Source organism: Flagellatimonas centrodinii, from assembly GCF_016918765.2.
In the GTDB taxonomy this organism is placed as follows: domain Bacteria; phylum Pseudomonadota; class Gammaproteobacteria; order Nevskiales; family Nevskiaceae; genus Polycyclovorans; species Polycyclovorans centrodinii.
In genome coordinates this window covers 570,255-591,403 of the sequence record NZ_CP092104.1, presented here as the reverse complement: position 1 = coordinate 591,403, position 21,149 = coordinate 570,255, and the positions used below count along the sequence as shown (strand labels likewise).

The window sequence follows — 21,149 nt, the reverse complement described above, 5'->3', positions numbered from 1 at the left end:
GCACCCACCGGTTGTCCGCGGTCCCGCTCCCGGGCGGGCCGATGACGCCCCTGCGCGCTCGCCTGCTGCTGGTCGTCGGCCTGCTGCTGGGCGCGGTGCTGGCGGCCGGGCCGGTGCTGGAGGGGGGCGATGACGGGCCGTTGCCGGCCGGCGCGGTCGCCCGCGTCGGTGAGCGACTGATCCTGCGCGACGAGTGGCAGCGCGCGGTGGCGGCGGTGGCCTCTGAGCGCCGTACGCCGCTGGATGACGCCGACCGCCGCGCCATTCTCGAGCGCCTGATCGACGAGGCGCTGCTGGTGCGGCACGGTCTCGATCTCGACCTGGTGACACGGGATCCGCGGCTGCGGGGGCAATTGGTCGATGCGGTGATGCAGGTCACCCTGGAGGCGCGGGCAGCGTCGGCGGACCGCGCCGCCCTGCATGCGTATTACGCCGAACATGCCGACCGTTTCCGCCAGCCGCCACGGCTGCAGCTGTCGGTGTGGCGCGAGGACGCCGCCGGTGTGCGTCAACCGTTCCTGCCGCCGGTGCCGGATGCGCTGCTGCCGCCGTCGCAGTTGCGGCAATCGCTGGGGCCGACCCTGACGGCGCGTGCCCTGGCACTGGCGATTGGCGAATCCGCTCGGGTGGTGCAGGGCGATGGCACGGTGGTCGGCCTCGAACTGCGGGCACGCGAGCCGGCGCTGCAGCCGTCGTTCGAGGCGATCGAAGCCCAGGTGCGCAGCGCCTGGCAGCGCGATGACGACGAAGCGGCGGTGCGGGGACTGCTGGTCGATCTGCGCGATCGTTATCCGGTGGTGGTTGCGCCATGAATCGGGCGATCCGTTGCGGGCTGGGGGTGCTGCTGATGGCCTGGGCCATCACCGCCTGGAGCCATGCGCGCAGCGTGTCGTACGCGCACTGGCAGCTGCAGCCTGACGGGGGTGCGGTAAGCGCCCGGGTGTCGCAGCTCGATCTCAGTCGCCTGGGCCTGGATCCGCGCAGTACCCCCGATTATCCGCAGCGCGTTGCCGACCAGGTCTCGGCGGATCTGCAGCTGTGGTCGGCCGGCGGACGCTGCACCGCCGGGCCGGTGCAGGCCAGCGCCGACGATGCGGGCTGGATGCGCCTGCGCTGGTCAGTGCAATGTAGCGGCCAGCCGCTGTCGATCCGCACCCGTCTGTTGGAAGCGGTGGCGCCGTCCCACCTGCACATCGTCAACGTTGAAACGGTTGAAGGGGGCGCCCTGCAGCGGGTGCTGGGGTTCGCCGACCCGGAGGTGAGGGTGGCGGATGACAGCACCGACGCGCCGGTTGCCGGCCTGCTGCCATTTCTCAAGGTCGGCATCGGCCACATTCTCAGCGGCGCCGATCACCTGGTGTTCGTCCTGTTGCTGCTGATGCTTGCCACCCGGCTGGGCGAGGTGGTGGCGCTCGCCAGCGCCTTCACCGTGGCGCACAGCCTGACGCTGGCGGCGGCCGCGCTGGGCTTGGTGCAGGTGCAGGGCGCCTGGGTCGAAGCCCTGATCGGGCTGTCGATCGTGCTGGTCGCTGCCGAACACCTGTGGCAGCGCGCCGGTCGTGATCCCGGCGTGCCGGTGCTGACACTGATGGCCCTGCTGCTGTCGGGGCTGGTGCTGTGGCCTCGCCTGCCGCTGTCGATGCTGGCGGGCCTGCTGCTGTTCACTGCCTGCTACTTCGGCTTGCTGGCGCACAGCCCGCGGCCTTTGCGTTTACGGCTGCTGTTGGCGTTCGGCTTCGGCCTGGTGCATGGCTTTGGCTTTGCCGGCGAGATGCTGCAGATCGCACTGCCGCGCGAGGCGCTGGTGGTGGCGTTGTTGGGGTTCAACCTCGGCGTGGAGCTGGGGCAGCTGCTGGTGATCGCCCTGGCCTGGCCGCTGCTGCGGTTGCTCGACCGCCTGCCGCGGGCGGGCGGGGCCCTGCGCCATGCGCTGGGGATTTCGGCGCTGGCGATAGGCAGCTATTGGTGGATGGTGCGGGTCGGGTACTAGACGGGGAAATGACCATGAAGAAGGGACTGTTGCTGGTGGTACTCGTCGGGGTGGTGGTGGCGGTGTGGCTGGACCGTCGGCCGCAACCGGAACTGCCGGGCACGCCGGCAGGGCAGGTGGTGCCCCTGGAGGCAGTGGCTGCCCGTGCCGAGCGGCAGCAAAACGCCGCTGCGGCACTGGATGCGGCGACCAGCGCACCGGACAAGCAGATCCTGTTCGGTGACTTGCACGTCCATACCACCTACTCGGTCGATGCCTTCGCCTGGAGCCTGCCGGTCTTCGGTGGTGAAGGCGTTCACCCGCCGGCCGAAGCCTGTGACTACGCACGCCACTGTGCCGCCCTCGATTTCTGGGCGACCACCGAGCACGCCGAGTCGCTCACCGCCCGCCACTGGCGCGATCTCAAGGCCATCGTCCGTCAATGCAACGATGTCGCCGGCGATCCACAGAACCCCGACATGGTGACCTTCCTCGGCTGGGAGTGGACCCAGATGGGCTATACCCCGGACACCCATTACGGTCACAAGAACGTGATCCTGCGACACACCGACGACGACGCGGTGCCGGCGCGGCCCATCGGGGCCGGAGGCGTCGCCGCGCGTGCCATGCGCAGTCCGCGGCCGGCCTGGCAGGATCTGCTGGGCCCCTATACCGACTTCGGCAATCGCCAGGCCCAGTTCGACCAGCAGGACAAGATGCGTCTGCTGCGGGCGCAGGGGATCTGTGACAGCGGCGTGCCGGTACGCGCGCTGCCCGATGACTGCTCGGAGTTCGCCACCACGCCGGCCGAACTGTTTGCCAAGCTGGCGGACTGGGGCGTCGAGCGCATGGTGATCCCCCACGGCAATACCTGGGGCTTCTACACGCCGCTGGGCACCGGATGGGACAAGCAGCTCACCCGCGAACAGCACGATCCCGACACCCAGCGCCTGATCGAAATCTACTCCGGCCACGGCAGCGCCGAGGCCTACCGCAGTTGGCGCGAAGTGGGTTTCGATGCCGACGGCAACGCGGTCTGCCCGCAGCCTACCGACGACTATCTGCCCAGCTGCTGGCAGGCCGGCGAGATCATCCGCGGGCGCTGCGGTGACCTGCCGGGGTCCGAATGCGAGCAGCGCGTCGCCGAGGCGCGGCACAACGCGCTGGCCGCCGGCATCGCCGGTCACCACACCGTTCCCGGCAACCGGCCGGAAGACTGGCTGGATGCCGGTCAGTGTCGTGACTGCTTCCTGCCGGCCTTCAATCACCGGCCCACCAGTTCGGTGCAGTACGCACTGGCCATTTCCAATTTCGATGAGGTCGACGCACACGGTGACGGACCGCTGCGATTCCGCTTCGGCTTCATCGGTTCGAGCGACAACCACTCGGCGCGGCCAGGCACCGGCTTCAAACACCATGACCGCGCCGGCATCACCGACACCTACGGTCAGGACGGGCATGTCCGCAAGGTCTTCATTGAAGCCCCCCGGCCGAAAGGCGACGCGGCGCAGAGCGTGCCGTTCGACCTGGAGGCCAGCCGCTTCAACTTCCTGCAGGTGGCCGAAAGCGAACGCGCGCAGTCGTATTTCTTTGCCGGTGGCCTGGTGGCGGCGCATGGGGCCGGTCGCTCGCGCGACGCCATTTGGGAGGCACTGCAGCGGCGCGAGGTGTATGCCACCTCGGGTGAACGGATTCTGCTCTGGTTCGACCTGCTGGGCGACGATGGCGCGGTGGCGCCGATGGGGTCGATCGTCGAGGCTGAGGGCGTGCCAAGATTCCGGGTCCGGGCGGTCGGTGCCTTTGAGCAGTTGCCGGGCTGTCCCGAGCAAAGCCTCAGCGGACTGGGCGCCGAGGCGGTCGAGTCCCTGTGCCGCGGTGAATGCTACAACCCGGCCGACCAGCGGCAGATCCTCGATCGCATCGAGGTGGTCCGCATCCTGCCGCAGGATCATCCCGGCGAAGACGTCGACACCCTCATCGAAGACCCCTGGCAGGTATTCCCCTGCAGCGGTGACCCGCGGGGGTGCACGGTCACATTCGAAGACCCGGATCCCCGTCGTGTGGGCCGCGAAGCGGTGTACTACGTGCGGGCAATCCAGCGGTCCAGTCCGACGGTCAATGCTGCCGGTCTGCGCTGTGAGCTGGATGCGCAAGGGCAATGCATCGCCGTGAACCCCTGCTTCGGTGATGACCGCACGCCGGCTGAAGACGACTGCCAGGCGCCGGCCGAACACCGTGCCTGGAGTTCCCCCATTTTCATTCAGGACCGCGCGGTCGCGGCGCCCTGATCACCGGAGCAGATGATGTCGAAACGCGTGCTGTTGAGTATCGGCGGCGGGGTGTTGTTGATGGTGGTGGCTGCCGGCATCTGGGGCGATCGCGTGTTGCTTCACCTGATGCAGCAGCGGGTCGTCGCATCAGTGTCGGGGGCCGTATTTGACGATTTCTCGAATGGTCTCGACGTGGTCCTGTGCGGTGCCGGTTCGCCGATTCCCGATCCCCGCCGCAGTGGCCCCTGCGTCGCGGTGATTGCCGACGGCAAGGTGCGGGTGTTTGACGCTGGCAGCGGCGCTGCGCGCAATCTGCTGGCCCGTGGGATTGGCCCCGGGCGGATCACCGACGTCTTTCTCACGCACTACCACTCCGACCACATTGACGGCCTCGGCGAGCTGTTCATGCAGCGCTGGGCCGGCGGGCCGCACGACACGCCGGTGCCGGTGCACGGCCCTCAGGGGCTGACGGCGGTGGTCGACGGATTCAACGCCGCCTATGCGCTCGACAATGGCTATCGGGTGGCGCACCACGGCGCGGCCATTCTGCCGCCGTCCGGCGCCGGCGGTCTGGCCCGGCCGTTTGCCGCGCCGGCGGCCGGGGAGCGACGGGTGGTGCTGGAAGACGAGGGCCTGGTGGTGACGGCGGTGAGCGTTGCCCATCCGCCGATCGCGCCGGCCGTGGCCTACCGGATCGACTACCGCGGTCGCAGCGTGGTGATCTCCGGTGACACCGTGAAGTCCGACGCCCTGATTGCGTTGGCCGAGGGGGCCGACCTGCTGTTGCACGAAGCACTGGCGCCACAGCTGGTCGATGTGATGACCGCCGGCACCATTGCGGCCGGCGTCCCGCACATGACGCAGATCACCCACGATATCCACAACTACCACACCACACCGGTGGAGGCCGCCGAAGTCGCGGCGGCGGCAGGGGTCGGACACCTGCTGTACTACCACGTCGTCCCGGCACTGCCGCTGAAGCGGCTGGAGACGCTGTTCGTCGAGGGCGCCGACGCGGTCTACACGGGGGGCATCACCGTTGGTCGCGACGGGACCTGGGTCAGCCTGCCGGCCGGCAGTGACGACATCCGGCTGGGCCGGCGCTAGTGCGAATGCGCTCGACCCTGCTCGACCGGTTGAGCCGCCTGCAGCAACGGCATGCGCTGTGGCTGTTCCTGGCGCTGGGTGGCGGTTTGTTCGCGGTGGATGTGTGGCGTCAGCAGCCGGCGCCGCTGACGCCGCCGGCGGCCGCGGTCGCTACCGGCACCGCGACCGAATGGCTGGAGGAGGAAGTGCTGTACCGCGAAGCCCTGACACGGGGGCTCGCCGAAGGCGACCTGATCGTCCGTCGCCGACTGGCGCAGAAGATGCGGCAGCTTCTGGAAACCGGCGTCGAGGTGGCAACACCCGATGACGCCACCCTGCAGACCTACATCGACCGGCACCCGAGCCGCTACGGCGGGTTGGCGCGCGCGGATGTCGACCATGTCTTCCTGTCGCGCGGGCGCCGCGGCGCAGCCCTGGCGGCAGATGCCGAGGCTGTTGCCGGGCAGCTGCCGGCCGGTGCCGTCGTCGACAGTGACCGCCTGGGCGACCCACACCCTGCCGGAGTGCGGTTGCGCGGCGCCAATTTCCGCGACCTCGAGCGCGTGTTCGGCACCCCGCTGGCAACCGAGATCGGGGGCCTGCCGGAAGGCGAGTGGCAGGGGCCGTTGCCGTCGGGGCTGGGGCTGCACTTCGTGCGGGTCAGCGGCCGGGTACTGCGCACAGTCGATATCGACAGCGTCCGCCAGCGGGCCCTGCAGGACTGGCTGCGGGCGGCGCGGACCGACCGGACCCAGGCCGCGATCAATGACCTGCTGGAACGACATGGCGTGACCGTCGCGCCGGGGGTTTCCGCGCCATGAAGGGTGCCGGTGTCGCCCTCCTGTCGCTGACACTCTGGCTGCTGATGCCGGCGACCGTGCTGGGTCACGCCATGGACAGTGCACAGTGGCAACTGGTGCAGCGCGACAGCGAGCGCTGGGACAGCCGCCTGCGGCTGCCGGAACGCGCCGACGGCGGGCTGATGGCCTTGACGCCCACCTGGCCGGCCGACTGCGAGCGTCTCGATGAGGCCGCCAGCCAGCCGGCTGACGAGGGGGTGGTATTGCGTTGGCAACTGCGGTGCCCGCAGGGGCTGTCCGCCGGCGTCAGTCTCGATGGTTTTTCGCTGACCCTGCCGGACGCGGTCTTGCAGGTGGTGCCGCTACAGGGTCCGGTGACGCATGCGGTGCTGTCGCGACAGCAACCACGCTGGCAGCCGACGGTGACACCGACACCGCCCCCGGCGGCGCATTATCTGGCGCTCGGTGTCCACCATATTCTGCTGGGGCCGGATCATCTTCTGTTCGTGCTGGGCCTGTGGGCGCTGTGGCGACGCAGCGGGGCCGGGCTGTCGCGACTGGTCGCGACCGTCACTGCGTTCACGCTGGCGCACTCGATCACCCTGGTGGGGGCGACGCTGGCCGGTTGGCGCTTGCCGGGCGGCGCGGTCGAGGCCTGTATTGCGGCCTCGATCCTGTTGCTGGCGGTGGAGTTGGCCAGCGATCACCGCGGCGCTGCGCAGCGCTGGCCGGCGGTGGTGGCCTTCGCCTTCGGTCTGCTGCATGGCTTCGGCTTTGCCGGAGCGCTGGCCGACACCGGCCTGCCGCCGGACGCGCGCGGTTGGGCACTGGCGGCCTTCAACGTGGGAATCGAGGCGGGACAGCTGGCCTTCGTGCTGGGACTCACCGTGCTGGCGCGGTGGGCAACGCCGGCCCCGCGGTTGGTGCCGCTGGCCCTGTTGGCATACGGCGGCATCGCCGCCTACTGGTTTATTGATCGCAGCGCCGCGGTGCTGCACGGATGAAGGAGCGCGGCATGCACACCCCAAAGCCTCTCGAATGGCGCACGGCGATGGGCGCGTTCGCCCTGCTGGGGCTGGTGGCCTGCGGGGGCTCGACCTCCCTGGATGCCGACCTCGCGGGCCCGGACATGCCGATCGCCGGCGACTGCGGTCCGCAGGTGGCGGGCACCCGGCAGGCATTCTTCGGCGACCTGCACGTTCACACCAGCAACTCGTTCGATTCGTATTTCTTCAACAGCATCAACGGGCCGGAGGAGGCCCTGGCGTTCGCCCGCGGCGAACCCGGCGGCTACCCGGGCGGCGATGACGACCCCAACACCGTCGTCACCACCGATCAGCTCGACCGGCCACTGGACTTCGTTGCCATTACCGACCACGCCGAGTTCCTGGGGGCCTTCAAGACCCTCTGCGAATTGGGGGGCGCGGTGCCGGCAGGGACCAACCCGGCCTGCGAGATTGTCGGCAATGGCATTCGCGGCGACATCCGCGCCTTCGTCGAGGGCCGTACCACGCCGCTGCAGGTGGCGGTGCAGACGCTGTTGTCGGAAAGCCCCACCGACCGACCGGCGTGGATGGCACAGAAGGCCTTGATCGATGAGCGCAATGCGCCGTGTGAGTTCACCACGCTGCACGGCTACGAGTTCAGCTCCAACAAGCGCGGGCAGATGCTGCACCGGAATATCATCTTTCGCGGCGATGCCGATCAGGTGCCGGATGTGGTGTTCGACTCGGTGAGCCCGTTCACCGGGGTGATCGATACCAACGTCAACGACGAGTGGATGCTGTTCGATCATCTCGCCACCGAATGCGGGGGCATGCCCGACTGCCGGGCGATGACCATTCCCCACAGCAGTAACCTGTCCGACGGGCGCTTTTTCCTTGCCCGGGACAGCGCCAGCGGGCTGCCGCCGGGGCGCGACGGGGTGGCGCTGACGGTCGCCGATGCGGAACTGCGTCGCCGCTTCGACCGGGTGCTGGAAATCTACCAGCACAAGGGCAACTCGGAATGCGCCGCAGGTCTGGAAGGCCCCTATCTGCAGGGCGAGGAGACCACCTGCGACTTCGAGCTGTCGAAGAACGTCTGCACCGGCGGCCCGGACGACCCGCCGGCCTGCGCCGGCTACTGCAGCGGTGACCCGTCGCGTGATCCGGCCTTCTGCAGCCTGCAGTTCGACCCCACCAACCGCGTCGAGGTCTGCCAGACCGCCGGGGTGGATGGCGGCTCCGGGCCGCATCCCAACTGCACGGCGCCGCTGGACTACTACCGCAACGCCATGGTCGAGGGCATGGCGGTGCGCAACACGCTGGGCATCAACCCCTATCGGCAGGGTGTCATCGCCTCGTCGGACACCCACAACGGTACGCCGGGAATGGTGCGCGAGACTGATTTCCCGGGGCATGGCGGCGTCCTCGACAATGATCCGGACGACCAGCTCGGCAGTTGGGACTGCGACAACAGCAATCGAGCCCTGGCACCGGAAGATCCGGCCGATCCCGGCAACTGCACCAACCGGGTGTTTCTGGATCGCGCCCGCGGGTTTGCGCCGGGCGGGCTGGCCGCGGTCTGGGCCCCCGAGAACACCCGCGAGGCGATCTGGGATGCCCTCCATCGCGGCGAGAGTTTCGGGACCTCGGGGCCGCGGTTGCGGATCCGCATGCAGGCCAGCTGGACACCGCCACCGGACGATATCTGCCATCGGCTGGCGGAGGGCGGGGACAGTGTCGACAGCGAAACCGGCGCCGTGATGGGCGGCGACCTGCCGCCGCCGCCGGAAGGTGCGAGCGCGCCCTATGTCACGGTCTGGGCGATGCAGGACCCCGGCGGTGACCAGCCCGGCCTGCCGCTGCAGGCGCTGGATATCGTCAAGGGTTTCGTCGATGCCGGGGGACAACCGCGGGTGCGTGCCTTCGAACGGGTGGCGGCGACCACCGAGCCGGTCGTACTGCCGGCAGCCGATTGCTCGGTGGCGCCCGGCCTGCATCCGGCACAGCTCTGCGTCACCTGGCAGGATCCGGCTTTCGACGCTGATCGCGATGCCTACTGGTATGCGCGGGTTCGCGAAATTCCGAGCTGTCGGTGGAGCACCCAGCAGTGCGTCGTGGCCGGCGTCGACTGCGCGGCGCTACAGGCGGACAACGGTCTATTCGCTGATGACAGCGGCTGGAACGGCTTCGAGGGCTGCTGCCGGATCGAGGGCACCCCGGGCAGTTTCACCGGCCGCAACATCTTCGCCACGCTGGAAGAGCGCGGCTGGGTCTCGCCGGTGTGGTACGAGCCGTGAGCGAACCCCGCTACACCGTGTACCTGTCCGACGTCTCGTACTTCAGCGGCAAGCTCGAGGGCGCCCTGAGGGCCAAGCGGATCGACTATCGGCGAGTGCCCGTCACCCCCGACATCCTGCTCGACACCGTGCTGCCGCACACCGGTTGGATGAAGGTACCGGCGTTGCGGCGCGACGATGGCCTGTGGCGCTGTGACACCACCCCGCTGCTGGACTGGCTGGACGCAGAGCATCCGCAGCGACCCCTGCTGCCAGCGACCGCGGGCGCGCGGTTTCTGACCCGCCTGATCGAGGACTATTGCGACGAATGGCAGTGGCGCCCGGCGATGCTCTGGCGCTGGGGCTGGGCCGACAACGCACGCTATCTGGGCAGTCGCCTCGGAGCTGAGTTGTCACGCGGTACGCCGCATCCGGCCTGGCTCACCGGGGTCTACTTCCGACATCGGCAGCAACGCCTGTTCGTTCGCGGCGATGGCGTTCGTGCGGCCAATGTCGATGCCGTGGCCGGGCGGTATCCGCAGGCTCTGGCCTGGCTGGAGGCGTTGCTGGCGACGCGTCCCTATCTGCTCGGCACCCGCCCCAGCCGGGTCGACATCGCCTGGTTCGGCCCGATGTTCCGGCACTACGCGCAGGACCCGCGGCCGGCGGCGCTGATGGCGGCGACCGCCCCGCGCGTCTGGGCCTGGGTCAGCCGGGTCTGGAACAGCCGCGAGGACGACTGGCAGGGTGCTGCCGAGGGCGCCCATTTCGCCGACCCGGCATGGACCCCGATGCTGGCCGACCTCGGCGACGCGTATCTGCCGTACCTGCAGGACAATCTGGCCGCGCTGGCTGCGGGTCGGCGCCACTTTTCCGGCACCTATGGCGGCATTCACTATCCCCGTCTGCCGGTGGTGGTGTATCGCGCCCGCTGCCTGCTCAGCCTGCGGCAGGCCTATGCCGGCTTGTCGGACCCTGACCGCGCCGAGATCGACACTCGGCTGGCCGGCTTGGGTATCCGCGAGGGGCTGACCGCGACAGTGCCGGTGGTCGAAGGCCTGACCGCGGTCGATGCGGGCCCGGCACACGCCTGCGCCCCCCTGGGGCGGTGGGCGCGACTGCGGGCCTACCTTGGCGGTACGCCCTGGGACCGCTTCGGTCAGAAAACGTAGGCGACGAAGGCCGACAGGTTGTCGCGGTCGCGCAGCCGATGGCGGGTGCCGCCGCCGCTGAACACCTGATAGCCGAGCCCGGCCGACCAGTTGTCGCGGAATTCGGCCGACAGGTTGGCGATGATCACCCGTCGATCTTCGATGAAGTTGGTGATGGGCGCCGGTGACGTGCCCTTGAGATCGTGCAGGAACACCACCGCCGGATTGAGCGTGACTCCGCCCGGCAGGTCGTTGTAGCTCAGGCGCAGCAAAACGCGATAGCCATAGGCAAGGTCGTCACCGAAGCCGTCGGTCATCTGCGTCGGATTGATGCGACGGCTGTCCGGCTGTCCGTCGGCGCTGCCGGTGCCGTCCGCGCCCGGGCTGGGGTGGGTGCGGTCACCGGCGCCCTCGAAGAACAGTCGGCCGGCGTCCGGCAGGTCGTGGATCACCAGCGCGGCGCCCTCCACCGCCAGGATCATCTGGGTGGCGCCGAAGGGATTGCGGGCGAAGGTGCGTGCCGCGGTCATCGTCATCTGCGAGCTGCGCTGGCGCTCGAAGCCGGCCACGTAGTCGCCGGGGCCGATTTCGATGCCGCGATAGCCACTGAGCAGGTCCGGTGCCGCACTCTGTTCGCCAGGCAGCGTGAACACCGCATCCACCGGCAACGCCGCGCGCAATGCCGCCACCGGGGCCAGCAGCGCCGCCGGCAGTCCGGCCAGCAGTGCCGGGTCGGCGAGGGCGGCGGTGCCGATGACCAGGTCGGCTTCCGGGAAGGCCGGCCCCAGCAGTGTGAACAACACGTCCGACTGCAGCACCTGCAGCGGCTGGTTGGGACGATACGCCCACTCGCCCGACAGCACCCAGTCGCCGACATTGGTGTTGAAGCTGATGCCGAACAGGTCGATCCCTTCCGGGAAATCGAGGAACGGCTGAACGGTGTCCACCGGCAGCGGCTCCCGACCGATCGGATTGAAGGCCGCGTTGAATCCCTGGCAGGCCAGCAGGGCGCCGGCAAAGCCGGGCAGGGCGGCGTCGCGGCTACAGCTGGCATCGGCGGCATAGCCGCTCAGCACCGGATAGCGGCTGTGATAGCGAAGATAATGAAAGGCGAGCTCGGTGCCGTTGTTGAGCCAGTCGGCGAAGTAGCTGAGGCGGGCGCCGTACTGGCCGCTGTCTCGCGGGGCGCCGAAATCTTCTCCGGGGATGCGTGCCGTGCGGCTGGCCTGTGACACCAGCGCGGTGGGGCCGGCCGGCGTGAATTGGCCGTCGGGATCTTCACTGTAGTTGCCGAAGCCGAGCATGGCGTAGGTGCCGCCCCCGGCGATGTCGTTGAACGACAGCAGGCTGCCCGAGGCGGGCAGCTTGGCTGCCCGCCATTGCAACTGGTACACCAGTTCCAGCGACAGGCTCGGCCCCAGGGTCAGGCCCGCCACAGCCAGCGGGACCGGCAGCTGGTACTGGCTGATCTCGGCACCGGGAAAGGCCAGCATCGGCGCGTCGAGCGGATTCAGTTCCGCTAGCCCGTTGAACTGCACCAGGTTGGCTTCGCCCCAGCTCAGCACCTGGTTGCCCAGCTTCAGCAGCAGTTCCTCACCGCCGAGCGAGAAGCTGCGGGACACGAACAGATTGCCCACCCGCACGCCACGGGCGTAGTGGGACTCGATGCGGTCGCTGCGCGGTGTGCGGGCCGGCTGGAAGCGGGTGTCGGCGTGATGATCCTCGAAGTCGGCGTTGACCGCATCGTGAAAGAACAGGGCCGAGGCCTGCAGCTGCCACTCGCCGAAGAACAGATCGAGACGCGGCCGGATCTGCAGCAGCGCCGCGGTCAGGTCGCCGGCATCATAGTTGAGGTTGCCGTTGTCCTCGTTTGTGCCGGAAAACGCACCGCGCGCATCGACCAGGCGCTGGTTGGGCGCCGCATCGCCGCGCGCCGAGACACAATCATCGGCGCGGCACAGGTCCTGCTGACCCGGCACCGACAGCTTGCCGATCAGGCGCTCGTCGCGCGACTGGACGCGCAGCTGGACGCCTGCGGTCACCCGCGTGTTGAGCGATCCGCTGAGCGGACCCAGTTCGAATGCGGCGGTGCCGGCCGGGATGCACGTCAGCAGCGTCAAGGCTGCCCATCGGGCTGGTGTCATGGTCCTCTCCTGGTCACCCTTGTCGGCGCGTCGGTGACCGTCGCCGGGCGTCTTGACGTGAAATTGTCAGTCTGTAAAGTATACGACATGTCAAGCGCCTCGCAAGCCGGCGCGACGCAACGAGGAGAACCGGATGAATACGATGCGCTCGGGGGGCAGGTGTGCCCTCCTGATGGTGCTGGGGCTGGCTATCGCGATGCCGCTGATGGCGGCGGTGAGTGCCGACGAGGCGGCCGCACTGGGGCGACAACTGACTCCTGCGGGTGCTGAAGCGGGCGCCAACGCCGACGGCACCATCCCGGCCTGGTCCGGTCGCGACGGCTACCGGGCCGAACAGTTCACGCTCACCCATGCCCAGCTGGAGGCACGCAAGGCCGATGGCGATGCCGCGGTACGGGCAGCGCTGGTGCCCACGGGGCTGTCGGAGGCGCCGATCTACACCGTCACCCGCGACAACCTGGCGCAGCACGCGGAGCGTCTGAGTGCGGGCCACCGGCGTCTGTTCGAGATGTACCCGAGTTTCCGTCTGCCGGTGTACGCCGGGGCGCGGCACGCATTCCTGCCACCGGCGGTGGATGCGGCGACCCTTGAGAACGCCACCCGGGCCGTGCTGGTCGGCACCGATGAGGTGCAGGGCGCGCGGTTGGGGATCCCGTTCCCGATCCCCAAGTCCGGTGCCGAGGTCATCTGGAACCACAAGCTCAAGTTTCGTGGTGCCGCGGTCCGCCGCTTCAACAATGAGGTCATCGTCGAGCAGGACGGCAGTTACCAGCTCGCGCGCATCATTGAAGACGTCAAGCTCAAGTACGGGCACCCGACCAGCCCCAGTCCGATCGAGGACGGCTTGATCCTGTATTACCTGCAGGAAGTGATTGCCCCGCGCCGCATTGCCGGGCAGATGCTGCTGGTGCACGAGACCACCGACCAGACCTCCGGCGGCCGCAACGCCTGGCTGTTCAACCCCGGCATGGGGCGCACGCGACGGGCGCCCAATGTCGGCTATGACAACCCCAAGGTGTCGGCCGACGGTTTGATGTTCAACGACCAGACCGACATGTTCAACGGCGCGCTCGATCGCTATCAGTGGAATCTGGTGGGCAAGCGCGAAATGCTGATCCCCTACAACGCGGCGCAGATCCTGCTGCCGGGCGCGACCTATGAGGCGCTGGTGACCAAGGGCCATCTCAACCCGGATTTCACCCGCTACGAGTTGCATCGGGTGTGGGTGGTCGAGGCGACGTTGAAGCCGGGTGTGCGCCACAGCTTCCGACGGCGTGTCTTCTACGTCGACGAGGACAGCTGGAGCATTGCCATGGTCGACAACTACGATGATCGTGACGAACTGTGGCGCTTCCAGGAGGCGCACCTGACGACCTTCCCGTTCGTCCCCGCCACCACCGGCAGCCCCGAGGTGCACTACGACCTGCGCAGCGGCCGCTACTTCGTCACCGCCAGTTTTGCCGGCGACAGCTACCCCGATTTCAACCAGTCATTCGAGGACAGTTACTTCCGGTCACAGGCGCTCGGAAGTCGCACGCTGCGAAAGTAGGAGCCGCTGTTCAGGGGGTGGCAAGGAAGCGGCGGACCAGATCCCCGTACAGCTCGATGCCGTGCTGTCGGGGGATCTTCTGATCGCGGATCAACTGCCGCAGGCCCCAGAACGCCATCACCAGCATCCAGGCGTATGCCCGGGCATCGGTGGCGCTGACCTTGAGCGCCATGCCTAGCGGTTCGGCCCAGACGTTGACGATCATGCTGCGCAGCTGGCGGCGGATCTTGTCCAGTTCCGGGCTGGCCGCGGCGGTGCCGGCCAACAGTTGCCACAACGCGTCGCCGCGGCCCGGGTTGAGGTCGAGACTCACCGCTTCGGCCGCTTTCACCGCTGCCACCAGATCCCGCGGATGCGCCATCAGCGAGGCCTGGGTCTCGCGCATGGTGTCCATGAAGATCATCCGCGCCGTGGCCGCCAGCAGTTCTTCGAGGTTGGGGAAGTGCAGGTAGACCAACTGCCGGCTGGTGCCGCCGCGCTCGGCCAGGGCACTCATCGTCAGCGCCGCCCAGCCCTCCTGCTCGACGATGCCGGCGGCGACTTCGAGCAGGGTCTGCCGGCGGCGGTCGCGACTCAGGTAGGCGCGCTTGGCCGGCGCCCGGCGCGGTGTGCCGGCAGCGGCTTTGGCAGCCTTTGCGACGGTGGGGGCAGACGGGGTCTTGCGGGGCATCCGGCGTGACTTTACAGCTCGACAAGTTTGAGCGTCGAATTATGCGGTATCCGTCTTCAGGGCGTGTGCCGCTGACGATTCCGCACAATATTGACACTATGTAAAAAACAAAATTAGACTGTGCCATCCATTCCCTTGCCGATTCGCCACCGGAGCCGCCATGTTCGATCTCTACACCGCCCCCACCCCCAATGGCCACAAGGTGTCCATCGCCCTGGAAGAGCTGGGGCTGGCGTATACGGTGAAGCCGGTGAACATTCTCGGCGGCGAACAGCGCGCGCCGGACTACCTGAAGTTGAATCCCAACGGCCGTATCCCGACCCTGGTCGATCATGACAATGACGGGTTCGCGGTGTTCGAGTCGGGGGCGATTCTGGTCTACCTGGCCGAAAAAACCGGCCGGCTGATGCCGACGGATGCCAAGGGCCGCTCGCGGGTCCTGCAGTGGCTGATGTTCCAGATGGGCGGGGTCGGCCCGATGATGGGGCAGGCCAACGTGTTCTACCGCTATTTTCCCGAGAAGATTCCGGCGGTGATCGACCGCTATCACAACGAGGGCCGGCGGCTGTTCGAGGTCCTCGATCGCCGCCTTGCGGCCTCCGAGTGGCTCGCCGACGACTACTCCATCGCCGACATCGCCACCTGGCCCTGGGTGCGCATCCACAAGTGGTCCGGCATCTCGATCGAGGGTCTCGAGCACCTGCAGCGCTGGCTCAAGGCGATGTATGCACGCCCGGCCTGTGTGAAGGGGATCGAGGTCCCGTTCAAGCTGCCGGATCTCGACAACGAAAAGACCGCCAAGGCATTTGCCAGCGCCGCGCGCACCACGGTGGGGCGCTGAGATGACCAGGCGGTATCAGCATTTTGCACTGGAAATGTCGCTCTACAGCGGCAAGACCCGCGCCTACCTGCGGCACAAGCAGCTGCCCTTCGACGAGCGCACCGTGCGCCTGTGGACCGCGCCGTGGCTGGTACGCAAGGTGGGCGCGCTGGTGCTGCCGGTGCTGCGGACCCCGGAGGGCGAGTGGTGGCAGGACACCGCCGACATCATCGACCGACTGGAGGTCCGCCATCCCCAACGGTCGGTGCTGCCCACGGGGCCACGGCAGCGCCTCGCCGCCAGCGTGTTGGAAGCCTGGGGCGACGAGTTCTGGCTGCCGAGCGCCATGCACTACCGCTGGAACTTCAGCGAGAACCTCGACCGCCTGCTGCGGCCGGAAGCCGGCGACAACCTGATTCCGTTCGCGCCCCGATTCATCAAGAATCTGTTGGCAGAGAAGGTGGCGATGACGCCCCAAAGCTTCCTGCCCGGCCTGGGCGTCAAGCCACCGCAGTGGGACACCATCGTCGACTGGACCGAGTTCCACTGTGACGCGCTTGATGCCCACTTCGCCCAGTACCCCTATCTGCTTGGTGGACGCCCCTGTCTCGGTGACTTCGGCCTGATCGGGCCGCTCTATGCGCATCTGGGGCGGGATCCGTATCCGGCCCGCGAACTGGTGGGCCGCCGTCCGCATCTGCAGGCCTGGGTGCGGCGGATGCAGCAGCCAGAGGGCGGCACCCCGGGTGAGTTCCTGCCTGATGACGCCATCCCCGACACACTGCTGCCGATGCTGACGTCGGTCTTCGAGGAGTTCTGGCCGCTGCTGACGGGCAGCCTCGACCGCTACCGGGAGATCGCCGGCGACATCGGCCCCGGACGCCGGCTGCCGCGGCTGCTCGGGCCGGTCACCGTGCCGATGCGGGGACGGCCCTACCGGCTGCGCGGGCGCAGTTTCCTGCTGTGGAAGTGGCAGCGAATGCAGGCCGTGTACGAGGGGCTGACCGTCGCCGAACGACATAGCTGCGATGCGTGGCTGACAGCCCTTGGCGCAGCCGATCGCTTCGCCACGCCGCCGCCACGGGTACGGCGCATGGCACTGCACGTCGTGTCCGACTGAAGCTGCTGCCGTCAGCAGCCTTTTGCTGTCTAAGGCGAAAACCGACGGCTTTCGCGGCACAGTAGCGAGATGTACCGATACAAGATCCTCGGCGTTGCCGCGCTGTCGGCTGCGATTGTCCTGCTTTCCGCGGGGCTGGCGACGTGGTCGGTGCGTGCGACCGACCGGCACCTGGAGCAGGCCGCACTCGCCCATTCCCTGCTGTCGGAGCACCTGCATTTGTCGGTGCGTGCCTATCGCCTGTTCAAGCAGCTCACCGACGAGGTGGTACTGGGTGCCCGCGCCAACCAGATCGTTGCCCGCAACAAGCAGGCCGCGATCGAGGAGTCGCTGAACCGTATCCGTGATCTCGAACACCGACAGCGGGAGGCACTCGGTATCGAGGCCACCCGCGGCACCGTCGAGGATACCGACGCACTCGACGCATTGATCGCCACCATCATCCGCGAGTTCGACGCGGTGCTGGCCATGTCGGTCGAGTCGCGGGATCCGCGCGCCGTGGCGACCCTGCTGGAGGACCGCATCGACATCGCCTTCCGCGAGGCGGTGAACGCCGCGCTGGCGCGGCAGCAGCGCGTGGTGGACGCGATGACCCGGCGGGTGGAAGGGGTCCATCAGCAGCTGTTGATCATCTCCTTTCTGCTGGCGCTGGTCATGGTGGGCGTGGCGATCTGGGCCAGTGCCAGCCTGATCATCGGCATCTCCCGGCCCCTGACAGCCTTGCGCACCGGGGCCGAGGCGCTGGCCGGTGGCGACACCACCCACCGCCTGCCCCGCGGGTTCGATGCCGAGTTCGACGCGGTCGCCGGGACCTTCAACAGCATGGCTGAACAGCTTCAGGCGCGGCAGCAAACGCGCGAACAGTCGCAGCTGGCACTGGAGTCGGCAGTGCGAGCGCGCACCGCCGAGCTGCAGGCGCTGAACGAAACACTCAAGCATGCCGATGGCAGCCGACGGCACTTCCTGGCCGATGTCAGTCACGAGCTGCGGACGCCGCTGACCATCATTCGCGGTGAGGCGCAGGTGGCGCTGCGGGCGGCATCGCGAAGCACTGACGACTATCGTGAAGCACTGCGAAGCATTCTCGAGCAGTCGGTGTCGCTCACTGCACTGGTGGAAGATCTGCTGTTCGTGGCCCGGGTCGATGCCGGCAGCGTCCGCTTGAGTCGTCGGGTGATGCACCTGGATGACCTGGTGGAGATGGCCCGGCAGCAGTTCGAGGGCCTGCGCGGGGCCCGCCCGGTGCAACTGGTGGTCCGGCAGTCAGCCCAGCAGCCACGGCCATGGACCGCCGATCCGCAGCGCCTGCGGCAGTTGCTCGGCATCCTGCTCGACAATGCGCTGCGCTACTCGCCGGAGGGGGGCGACGTACAGCTGCACTGCGACGCCGATGCGGAAGATCTGCGCCTCGAGATCCAGGATGCAGGACCTGGGATCGCGGCCGAGGAATTGCCATTCGTGTTCGAACGATTCTTTCGTGGTGCCAACGCGGAGCATCAATCCAGTCAGGGGGTCGGATTGGGGTTGGCTGTCGCCAAGGCCATCGTCGAGGCGCATGGCGGACGGATCGAAGCCTCGAGTGCGCCAGGCGCCGGAACCCGCATGACCGTGCGGATCCCGCGGGAGCCAGCGTGAACATCCTGGTCGTCGAGGACGACGCCAAACTGCGGCAGTTCCTGGTTCGTGCGCTGTCCGCCGAGGGCTACCGCTGTCGTGCCGTCGCCGAGGGCACAGCCGCTATCGCAGCGGCGACCGCAGACCCGCCTGATCTGGTCTTGCTCGACCGGATGCTGCCGGGCATGGATGGCCTCGAGGTCTGTCGGTTGCTGCGCCACCGCGGCGTGCGCGCTGGCATTCTGATGTTGACGGCCCTGTACGAAGTTGACGAGCGCGTCGAAGGGCTGCGTGCCGGTGCGGACGATTATCTCGGCAAGCCGTTTGATCTGGACGAGCTGCTGGCCCGTATCGAAGCCCTGGGGCGTCGTCCACCGGCCATCGCCGCGATGGAGGCCCTGACCCTCGGTGACCTGACCCTGTCGGTTGATCGCCGGGAGGTGCGCCGTGGCGATCTGCCGGTGGCGCTGACGACACTGGAATTCGACCTGTTGCGGTTGCTGATGGCGTCGCCCGGAATGGTGTTCTCGCGGGAGCGTATCCTCCGGCGGGTGTGGGGGCAGACCGAGGACCCGATGACCAACATCGTCGATGTGTACATCGGGCGGCTGCGCCGCAAGCTGACGGCGACCGACGGTCCCCTGCGCATCGAGACGGTGCGCGGGATCGGCTATCGGATGGTTGCCGACGAGACGCCGCCACGTGGCCCGCTCCTTGCGTGACCTGACACCGGTTTCAGGTCTGGAGTGACGATGGGCAGAGGGATGGCGTGGAACGGCAGCCTTGGGGCGCTGCTGGTGATGGTGTCGGCCTGTGGTCAGAGCGGCGGGCCGTTGACGGGCGCTGGTGCGTCGGACGACGCAGCCGTCGAGGGTCCGATTGCCCGTTTCACCGGCGTCGCCCCTGAGGTCACGGTGCCCGGCCCGTATGCCGTCAGCGACGCCCGTGACTATCGTTATGCGCCGATCGACGGTACCCGCACCGTCGATGACACTGGCGCCCGTGCCGCCGTGTTCCCGGTGCCGATGGATGTGAAGGGCGTGGTCCGCTACCCGCTTGTCGATGCCGACCATCCGGTGCCCGCTGGCGGCTTTCCGGTGTTGCTGTTCCAGCACGGACGGCACAGCAGCTGCTCGACCACCGGCGATGCCGGCGGCTCGGAGAGCAGCGGCACCGACTGCGAGGCCGACGGTCGGGTGGCGATCCGCAGCGATCGCGGCTACGACTATCTGGCACAGACCCTCGCGAGTCAGGGCTACGTGGTGCTGTCGATCGACGCCAACGACATCAACGCACAGGATGCCGGCTCGAACGACCAGGGCATTACCGCGCGGGCCGAACTGATCCTGCATCACCTCGACCTGTTCCGGGATATCGCCATGCAACCGGCCTCGGCCTACCGGGTGGACCTCGGCGGGCAGGATTTCAGCGCGCTGGTGGGCGCACTGGATTTCACCCACGTTGGCCTGATGGGCCACTCCCGGGGCGGAAACGCCGTGAGCAAGGCCGTGCGCTTCAACCGCGCCCGCCCGGTCGAAGGCGACTTCGACGACCCCCATGCGCTGGTGGCGGTGTTCGCCCTGGCGCCCACCGATTTCCGCAACGAACTGCCTGACAACACGGTGTGGGCAACCCTGTCGCCCTATTGCGATGGCGATGTCTCGACGTTGCACGGGGTCTACATGTACGACAACGTGCGCTACCAGGCTGACAACACGTCGGGCTTGCAGTACCAGTTGACCGTGATGGGGGCCAACCACAATTTCTTCAATGACTTCTGGTTCAACGACGATGCTGCGCTGAACGTCTTCGATCCGTTCTGTTCAACCGCCAGCCCGGTCAGCGGGCGTCTCGATCGTGACCAGCAGCGGGCGTTGGGCCACTTTCTCATGAGCAGTTTTTTCCGGCGTTTCGTTGGCGGTGAAACCGCCTTTGCCGGTTATTGGGATGCCCGTGAGCAGCTGCCCCCGGGCGCCTGCCCGGACGGTGTGGTCGGTTGCGATGCCATTGTTCATCTTGCGTTTCATCAGCCGCCCGACCGGCGGCTGACGGTTGACACCACCCTGACCTCGGAGAGCCTGGTCAGCAATGCGCTAGGGCTTACCACCGCTTACGAAGGTGTTCTGCGCAGCGGCCACTGCGAGCCCAACGGCAGTAGTACCGCCGATCTTTTGGGGCTGGCGCCCGATGCCTGCCCGTCACCGGCCACGATCTCGAAGGCGCCGCAGGTCTTCCTCGACTGGCTGGGGGCGGCGGCGCAAGTGCGCTACGACCTCGGCGATGTCGACGTCAACGAGTTCGACCTGTTGTCGCTGCGTATGGGGGTCAGCGTCCTGCCGGTGAACGCGCTGGGGCAGGATTTCACCCTGACCCTGACCGATACCCACGGCACCGAGGTGTCGGCACGGGCCAGTGCCTTTTCCGATGCCCTGTATTTCCCGCCGGGCCTGACCGTCAGCGCGCGCGATACCGGGGCCAAGACGGTGATCAACATGGTGCCGTTCCGGCTCGATGCCGCGGTCTGGCGGGACAGCGCGCTGGACCTGCGGCACCTCGCCGAAATCAGGCTGCGCTTCGATCAACGGTTGGCCGGCATGGTGCAGTTGACCGACGTCCAGTTCCAACGGCTGCCGCCGCGTTAGCGGGGGGCGGGGACTGGCTCATCCATTCGGGGGAGGCCGGTCCTTTATACTT

Annotated in this window: 16 protein-coding genes; 14 read left to right on the top strand and 2 right to left on the bottom strand. The window is 68.0% G+C overall.

Going from position 1 to position 21,149, the window contains the following annotated elements; translation table 11 throughout:
* Window positions 1-41: 41 nt before the first annotated feature.
* The 8 genes from JN531_RS02840 to JN531_RS02805 are packed head-to-tail and all read left to right on the top strand — an operon-like array spanning window position 42 to window position 10,559.
* The gene (locus JN531_RS02840) at window positions 42-812 is read left to right on the top strand and encodes a peptidylprolyl isomerase (RefSeq protein ID WP_228347344.1); all 771 of its coding nucleotides are present in this window, start codon (window positions 42-44) and stop codon (window positions 810-812) included.
* A complete protein-coding gene (locus tag JN531_RS02835) occupies window positions 809-1,990 on the top strand; it encodes a HupE/UreJ family protein (protein WP_228347343.1) in 1,182 nt (393 codons plus the stop codon). Before JN531_RS02840 ends, JN531_RS02835 begins: the two co-directional genes overlap by 4 nt.
* Before the next feature lie 8 nt (window positions 1,991-1,998).
* Window positions 1,999-4,257: a DUF3604 domain-containing protein gene (locus JN531_RS02830; RefSeq protein WP_436233300.1), complete on the top strand. Its 2,259-nt coding sequence runs from the start codon at window positions 1,999-2,001 to the stop codon at window positions 4,255-4,257.
* A 12-nt stretch (window positions 4,258-4,269) separates the two neighbouring features.
* Window positions 4,270-5,346 carry an MBL fold metallo-hydrolase gene (locus JN531_RS02825; RefSeq protein WP_239795342.1) on the top strand — a complete coding sequence of 359 codons (1,077 nt, stop codon included), beginning with the start codon at window positions 4,270-4,272 and terminating at the stop codon, window positions 5,344-5,346.
* Window positions 5,347-5,351: 5 nt separating this feature from the next.
* Entirely contained in the window at window positions 5,352-6,146 is a 795-nt protein-coding gene (locus tag JN531_RS02820) for a peptidyl-prolyl cis-trans isomerase (RefSeq protein ID WP_228347340.1), read from the top strand.
* Window positions 6,143-7,129, top strand: a complete 987-nt coding sequence (locus JN531_RS02815) for a HupE/UreJ family protein (RefSeq protein WP_228347339.1) — start codon at window positions 6,143-6,145, stop codon at window positions 7,127-7,129. Before JN531_RS02820 ends, JN531_RS02815 begins: the two co-directional genes overlap by 4 nt.
* A gap of 11 nt (window positions 7,130-7,140) precedes the next feature.
* The gene (locus tag JN531_RS02810) at window positions 7,141-9,408 is read left to right on the top strand and encodes a DUF3604 domain-containing protein (RefSeq protein WP_228347338.1); all 2,268 of its coding nucleotides are present in this window, start codon (window positions 7,141-7,143) and stop codon (window positions 9,406-9,408) included.
* A complete protein-coding gene (locus JN531_RS02805; RefSeq protein ID WP_228347337.1) occupies window positions 9,405-10,559 on the top strand; it encodes a glutathione S-transferase N-terminal domain-containing protein in 1,155 nt (384 codons plus the stop codon). The genes JN531_RS02810 and JN531_RS02805 overlap by 4 nt, the downstream gene beginning before the upstream one ends.
* Here the strand turns inward: JN531_RS02805 and JN531_RS02800 are convergent.
* Window positions 10,547-12,682, bottom strand: coding sequence for a DUF1302 domain-containing protein (locus JN531_RS02800; RefSeq protein ID WP_228347336.1), 2,136 nt, complete (start codon window positions 12,680-12,682; stop codon window positions 10,547-10,549). The two genes, JN531_RS02805 and JN531_RS02800, sit on opposite strands and share 13 nt — an antisense overlap.
* A 172-nt stretch (window positions 12,683-12,854) precedes the next feature.
* Between JN531_RS02800 and JN531_RS02795 the strand changes: the two genes are divergently transcribed.
* Window positions 12,855-14,231 carry a DUF1329 domain-containing protein gene (locus JN531_RS02795; RefSeq protein WP_239795341.1) on the top strand — a complete coding sequence of 459 codons (1,377 nt, stop codon included), beginning with the start codon at window positions 12,855-12,857 and terminating at the stop codon, window positions 14,229-14,231.
* 10 nt (window positions 14,232-14,241) lie between these two features.
* Here the strand turns inward: JN531_RS02795 and JN531_RS02790 are convergent, their stop codons facing one another.
* Window positions 14,242-14,901: a TetR/AcrR family transcriptional regulator gene (locus JN531_RS02790; RefSeq protein ID WP_228347334.1), complete on the bottom strand. Its 660-nt coding sequence runs from the start codon at window positions 14,899-14,901 to the stop codon at window positions 14,242-14,244.
* A 160-nt stretch (window positions 14,902-15,061) separates the two neighbouring features.
* On the opposite strand from JN531_RS02790, the gene JN531_RS02785 reads away from it, so the two are divergent.
* From JN531_RS02785 to JN531_RS02765, 5 genes are all read left to right on the top strand, one after another.
* On the top strand, window positions 15,062-15,742 hold the full coding sequence (locus JN531_RS02785) for a glutathione S-transferase family protein (RefSeq protein ID WP_228347333.1): 681 nt from the start codon (window positions 15,062-15,064) through the stop codon (window positions 15,740-15,742).
* 1 nt (window position 15,743) lies between these two features.
* On the top strand, window positions 15,744-16,841 hold the full coding sequence (locus JN531_RS02780; RefSeq protein WP_228347332.1) for a glutathione S-transferase family protein: 1,098 nt from the start codon (window positions 15,744-15,746) through the stop codon (window positions 16,839-16,841).
* Window positions 16,842-16,910: 69 nt separating this feature from the next.
* Window positions 16,911-18,476 (top strand): sensor histidine kinase, encoded by a 1,566-nt coding sequence (locus tag JN531_RS02775; protein ID WP_228347331.1) that lies wholly within the window; start codon window positions 16,911-16,913, stop codon window positions 18,474-18,476.
* The gene (locus tag JN531_RS02770) at window positions 18,473-19,177 is read left to right on the top strand and encodes a response regulator transcription factor (protein WP_228347330.1); all 705 of its coding nucleotides are present in this window, start codon (window positions 18,473-18,475) and stop codon (window positions 19,175-19,177) included. The genes JN531_RS02775 and JN531_RS02770 overlap by 4 nt, the downstream gene beginning before the upstream one ends.
* Window positions 19,178-19,207: 30 nt before the next feature.
* The gene (locus JN531_RS02765) at window positions 19,208-21,097 is read left to right on the top strand and encodes an alpha/beta hydrolase (protein WP_228347329.1); all 1,890 of its coding nucleotides are present in this window, start codon (window positions 19,208-19,210) and stop codon (window positions 21,095-21,097) included.
* Window positions 21,098-21,149 lie beyond the last annotated feature (52 nt).

Excerpts from the sequence above, each read along its gene's own strand:
- JN531_RS02815 (WP_228347339.1), top strand. The coding sequence starts at position 6,143 with ATGAAGGGTGCCGGTGTCGCCCTCCTGTCGCTGACACTCTGGCTGCTG.
- JN531_RS02775 (WP_228347331.1), top strand. The coding sequence starts at position 16,911 with ATGTACCGATACAAGATCCTCGGCGTTGCCGCGCTGTCGGCTGCGATT.
- JN531_RS02790 (WP_228347334.1), bottom strand. The coding sequence starts at position 14,901 with ATGCCCCGCAAGACCCCGTCTGCCCCCACCGTCGCAAAGGCTGCCAAA.
- JN531_RS02825 (WP_239795342.1), top strand. The coding sequence starts at position 4,270 with ATGATGTCGAAACGCGTGCTGTTGAGTATCGGCGGCGGGGTGTTGTTG.
- JN531_RS02800 (WP_228347336.1), bottom strand. The coding sequence starts at position 12,682 with ATGACACCAGCCCGATGGGCAGCCTTGACGCTGCTGACGTGCATCCCG.
- JN531_RS02820 (WP_228347340.1), top strand. The coding sequence starts at position 5,352 with ATGCGCTCGACCCTGCTCGACCGGTTGAGCCGCCTGCAGCAACGGCAT.
- JN531_RS02835 (WP_228347343.1), top strand. The coding sequence starts at position 809 with ATGAATCGGGCGATCCGTTGCGGGCTGGGGGTGCTGCTGATGGCCTGG.
- JN531_RS02810 (WP_228347338.1), top strand. The coding sequence starts at position 7,141 with ATGCACACCCCAAAGCCTCTCGAATGGCGCACGGCGATGGGCGCGTTC.
- JN531_RS02795 (WP_239795341.1), top strand. The coding sequence starts at position 12,855 with ATGGTGCTGGGGCTGGCTATCGCGATGCCGCTGATGGCGGCGGTGAGT.
- JN531_RS02840 (WP_228347344.1), top strand. The coding sequence starts at position 42 with ATGACGCCCCTGCGCGCTCGCCTGCTGCTGGTCGTCGGCCTGCTGCTG.
- JN531_RS02780 (WP_228347332.1), top strand. The coding sequence starts at position 15,744 with ATGACCAGGCGGTATCAGCATTTTGCACTGGAAATGTCGCTCTACAGC.
- JN531_RS02765 (WP_228347329.1), top strand. The coding sequence starts at position 19,208 with ATGGGCAGAGGGATGGCGTGGAACGGCAGCCTTGGGGCGCTGCTGGTG.
- JN531_RS02830 (WP_436233300.1), top strand. The coding sequence starts at position 1,999 with ATGACCATGAAGAAGGGACTGTTGCTGGTGGTACTCGTCGGGGTGGTG.
- JN531_RS02785 (WP_228347333.1), top strand. The coding sequence starts at position 15,062 with ATGTTCGATCTCTACACCGCCCCCACCCCCAATGGCCACAAGGTGTCC.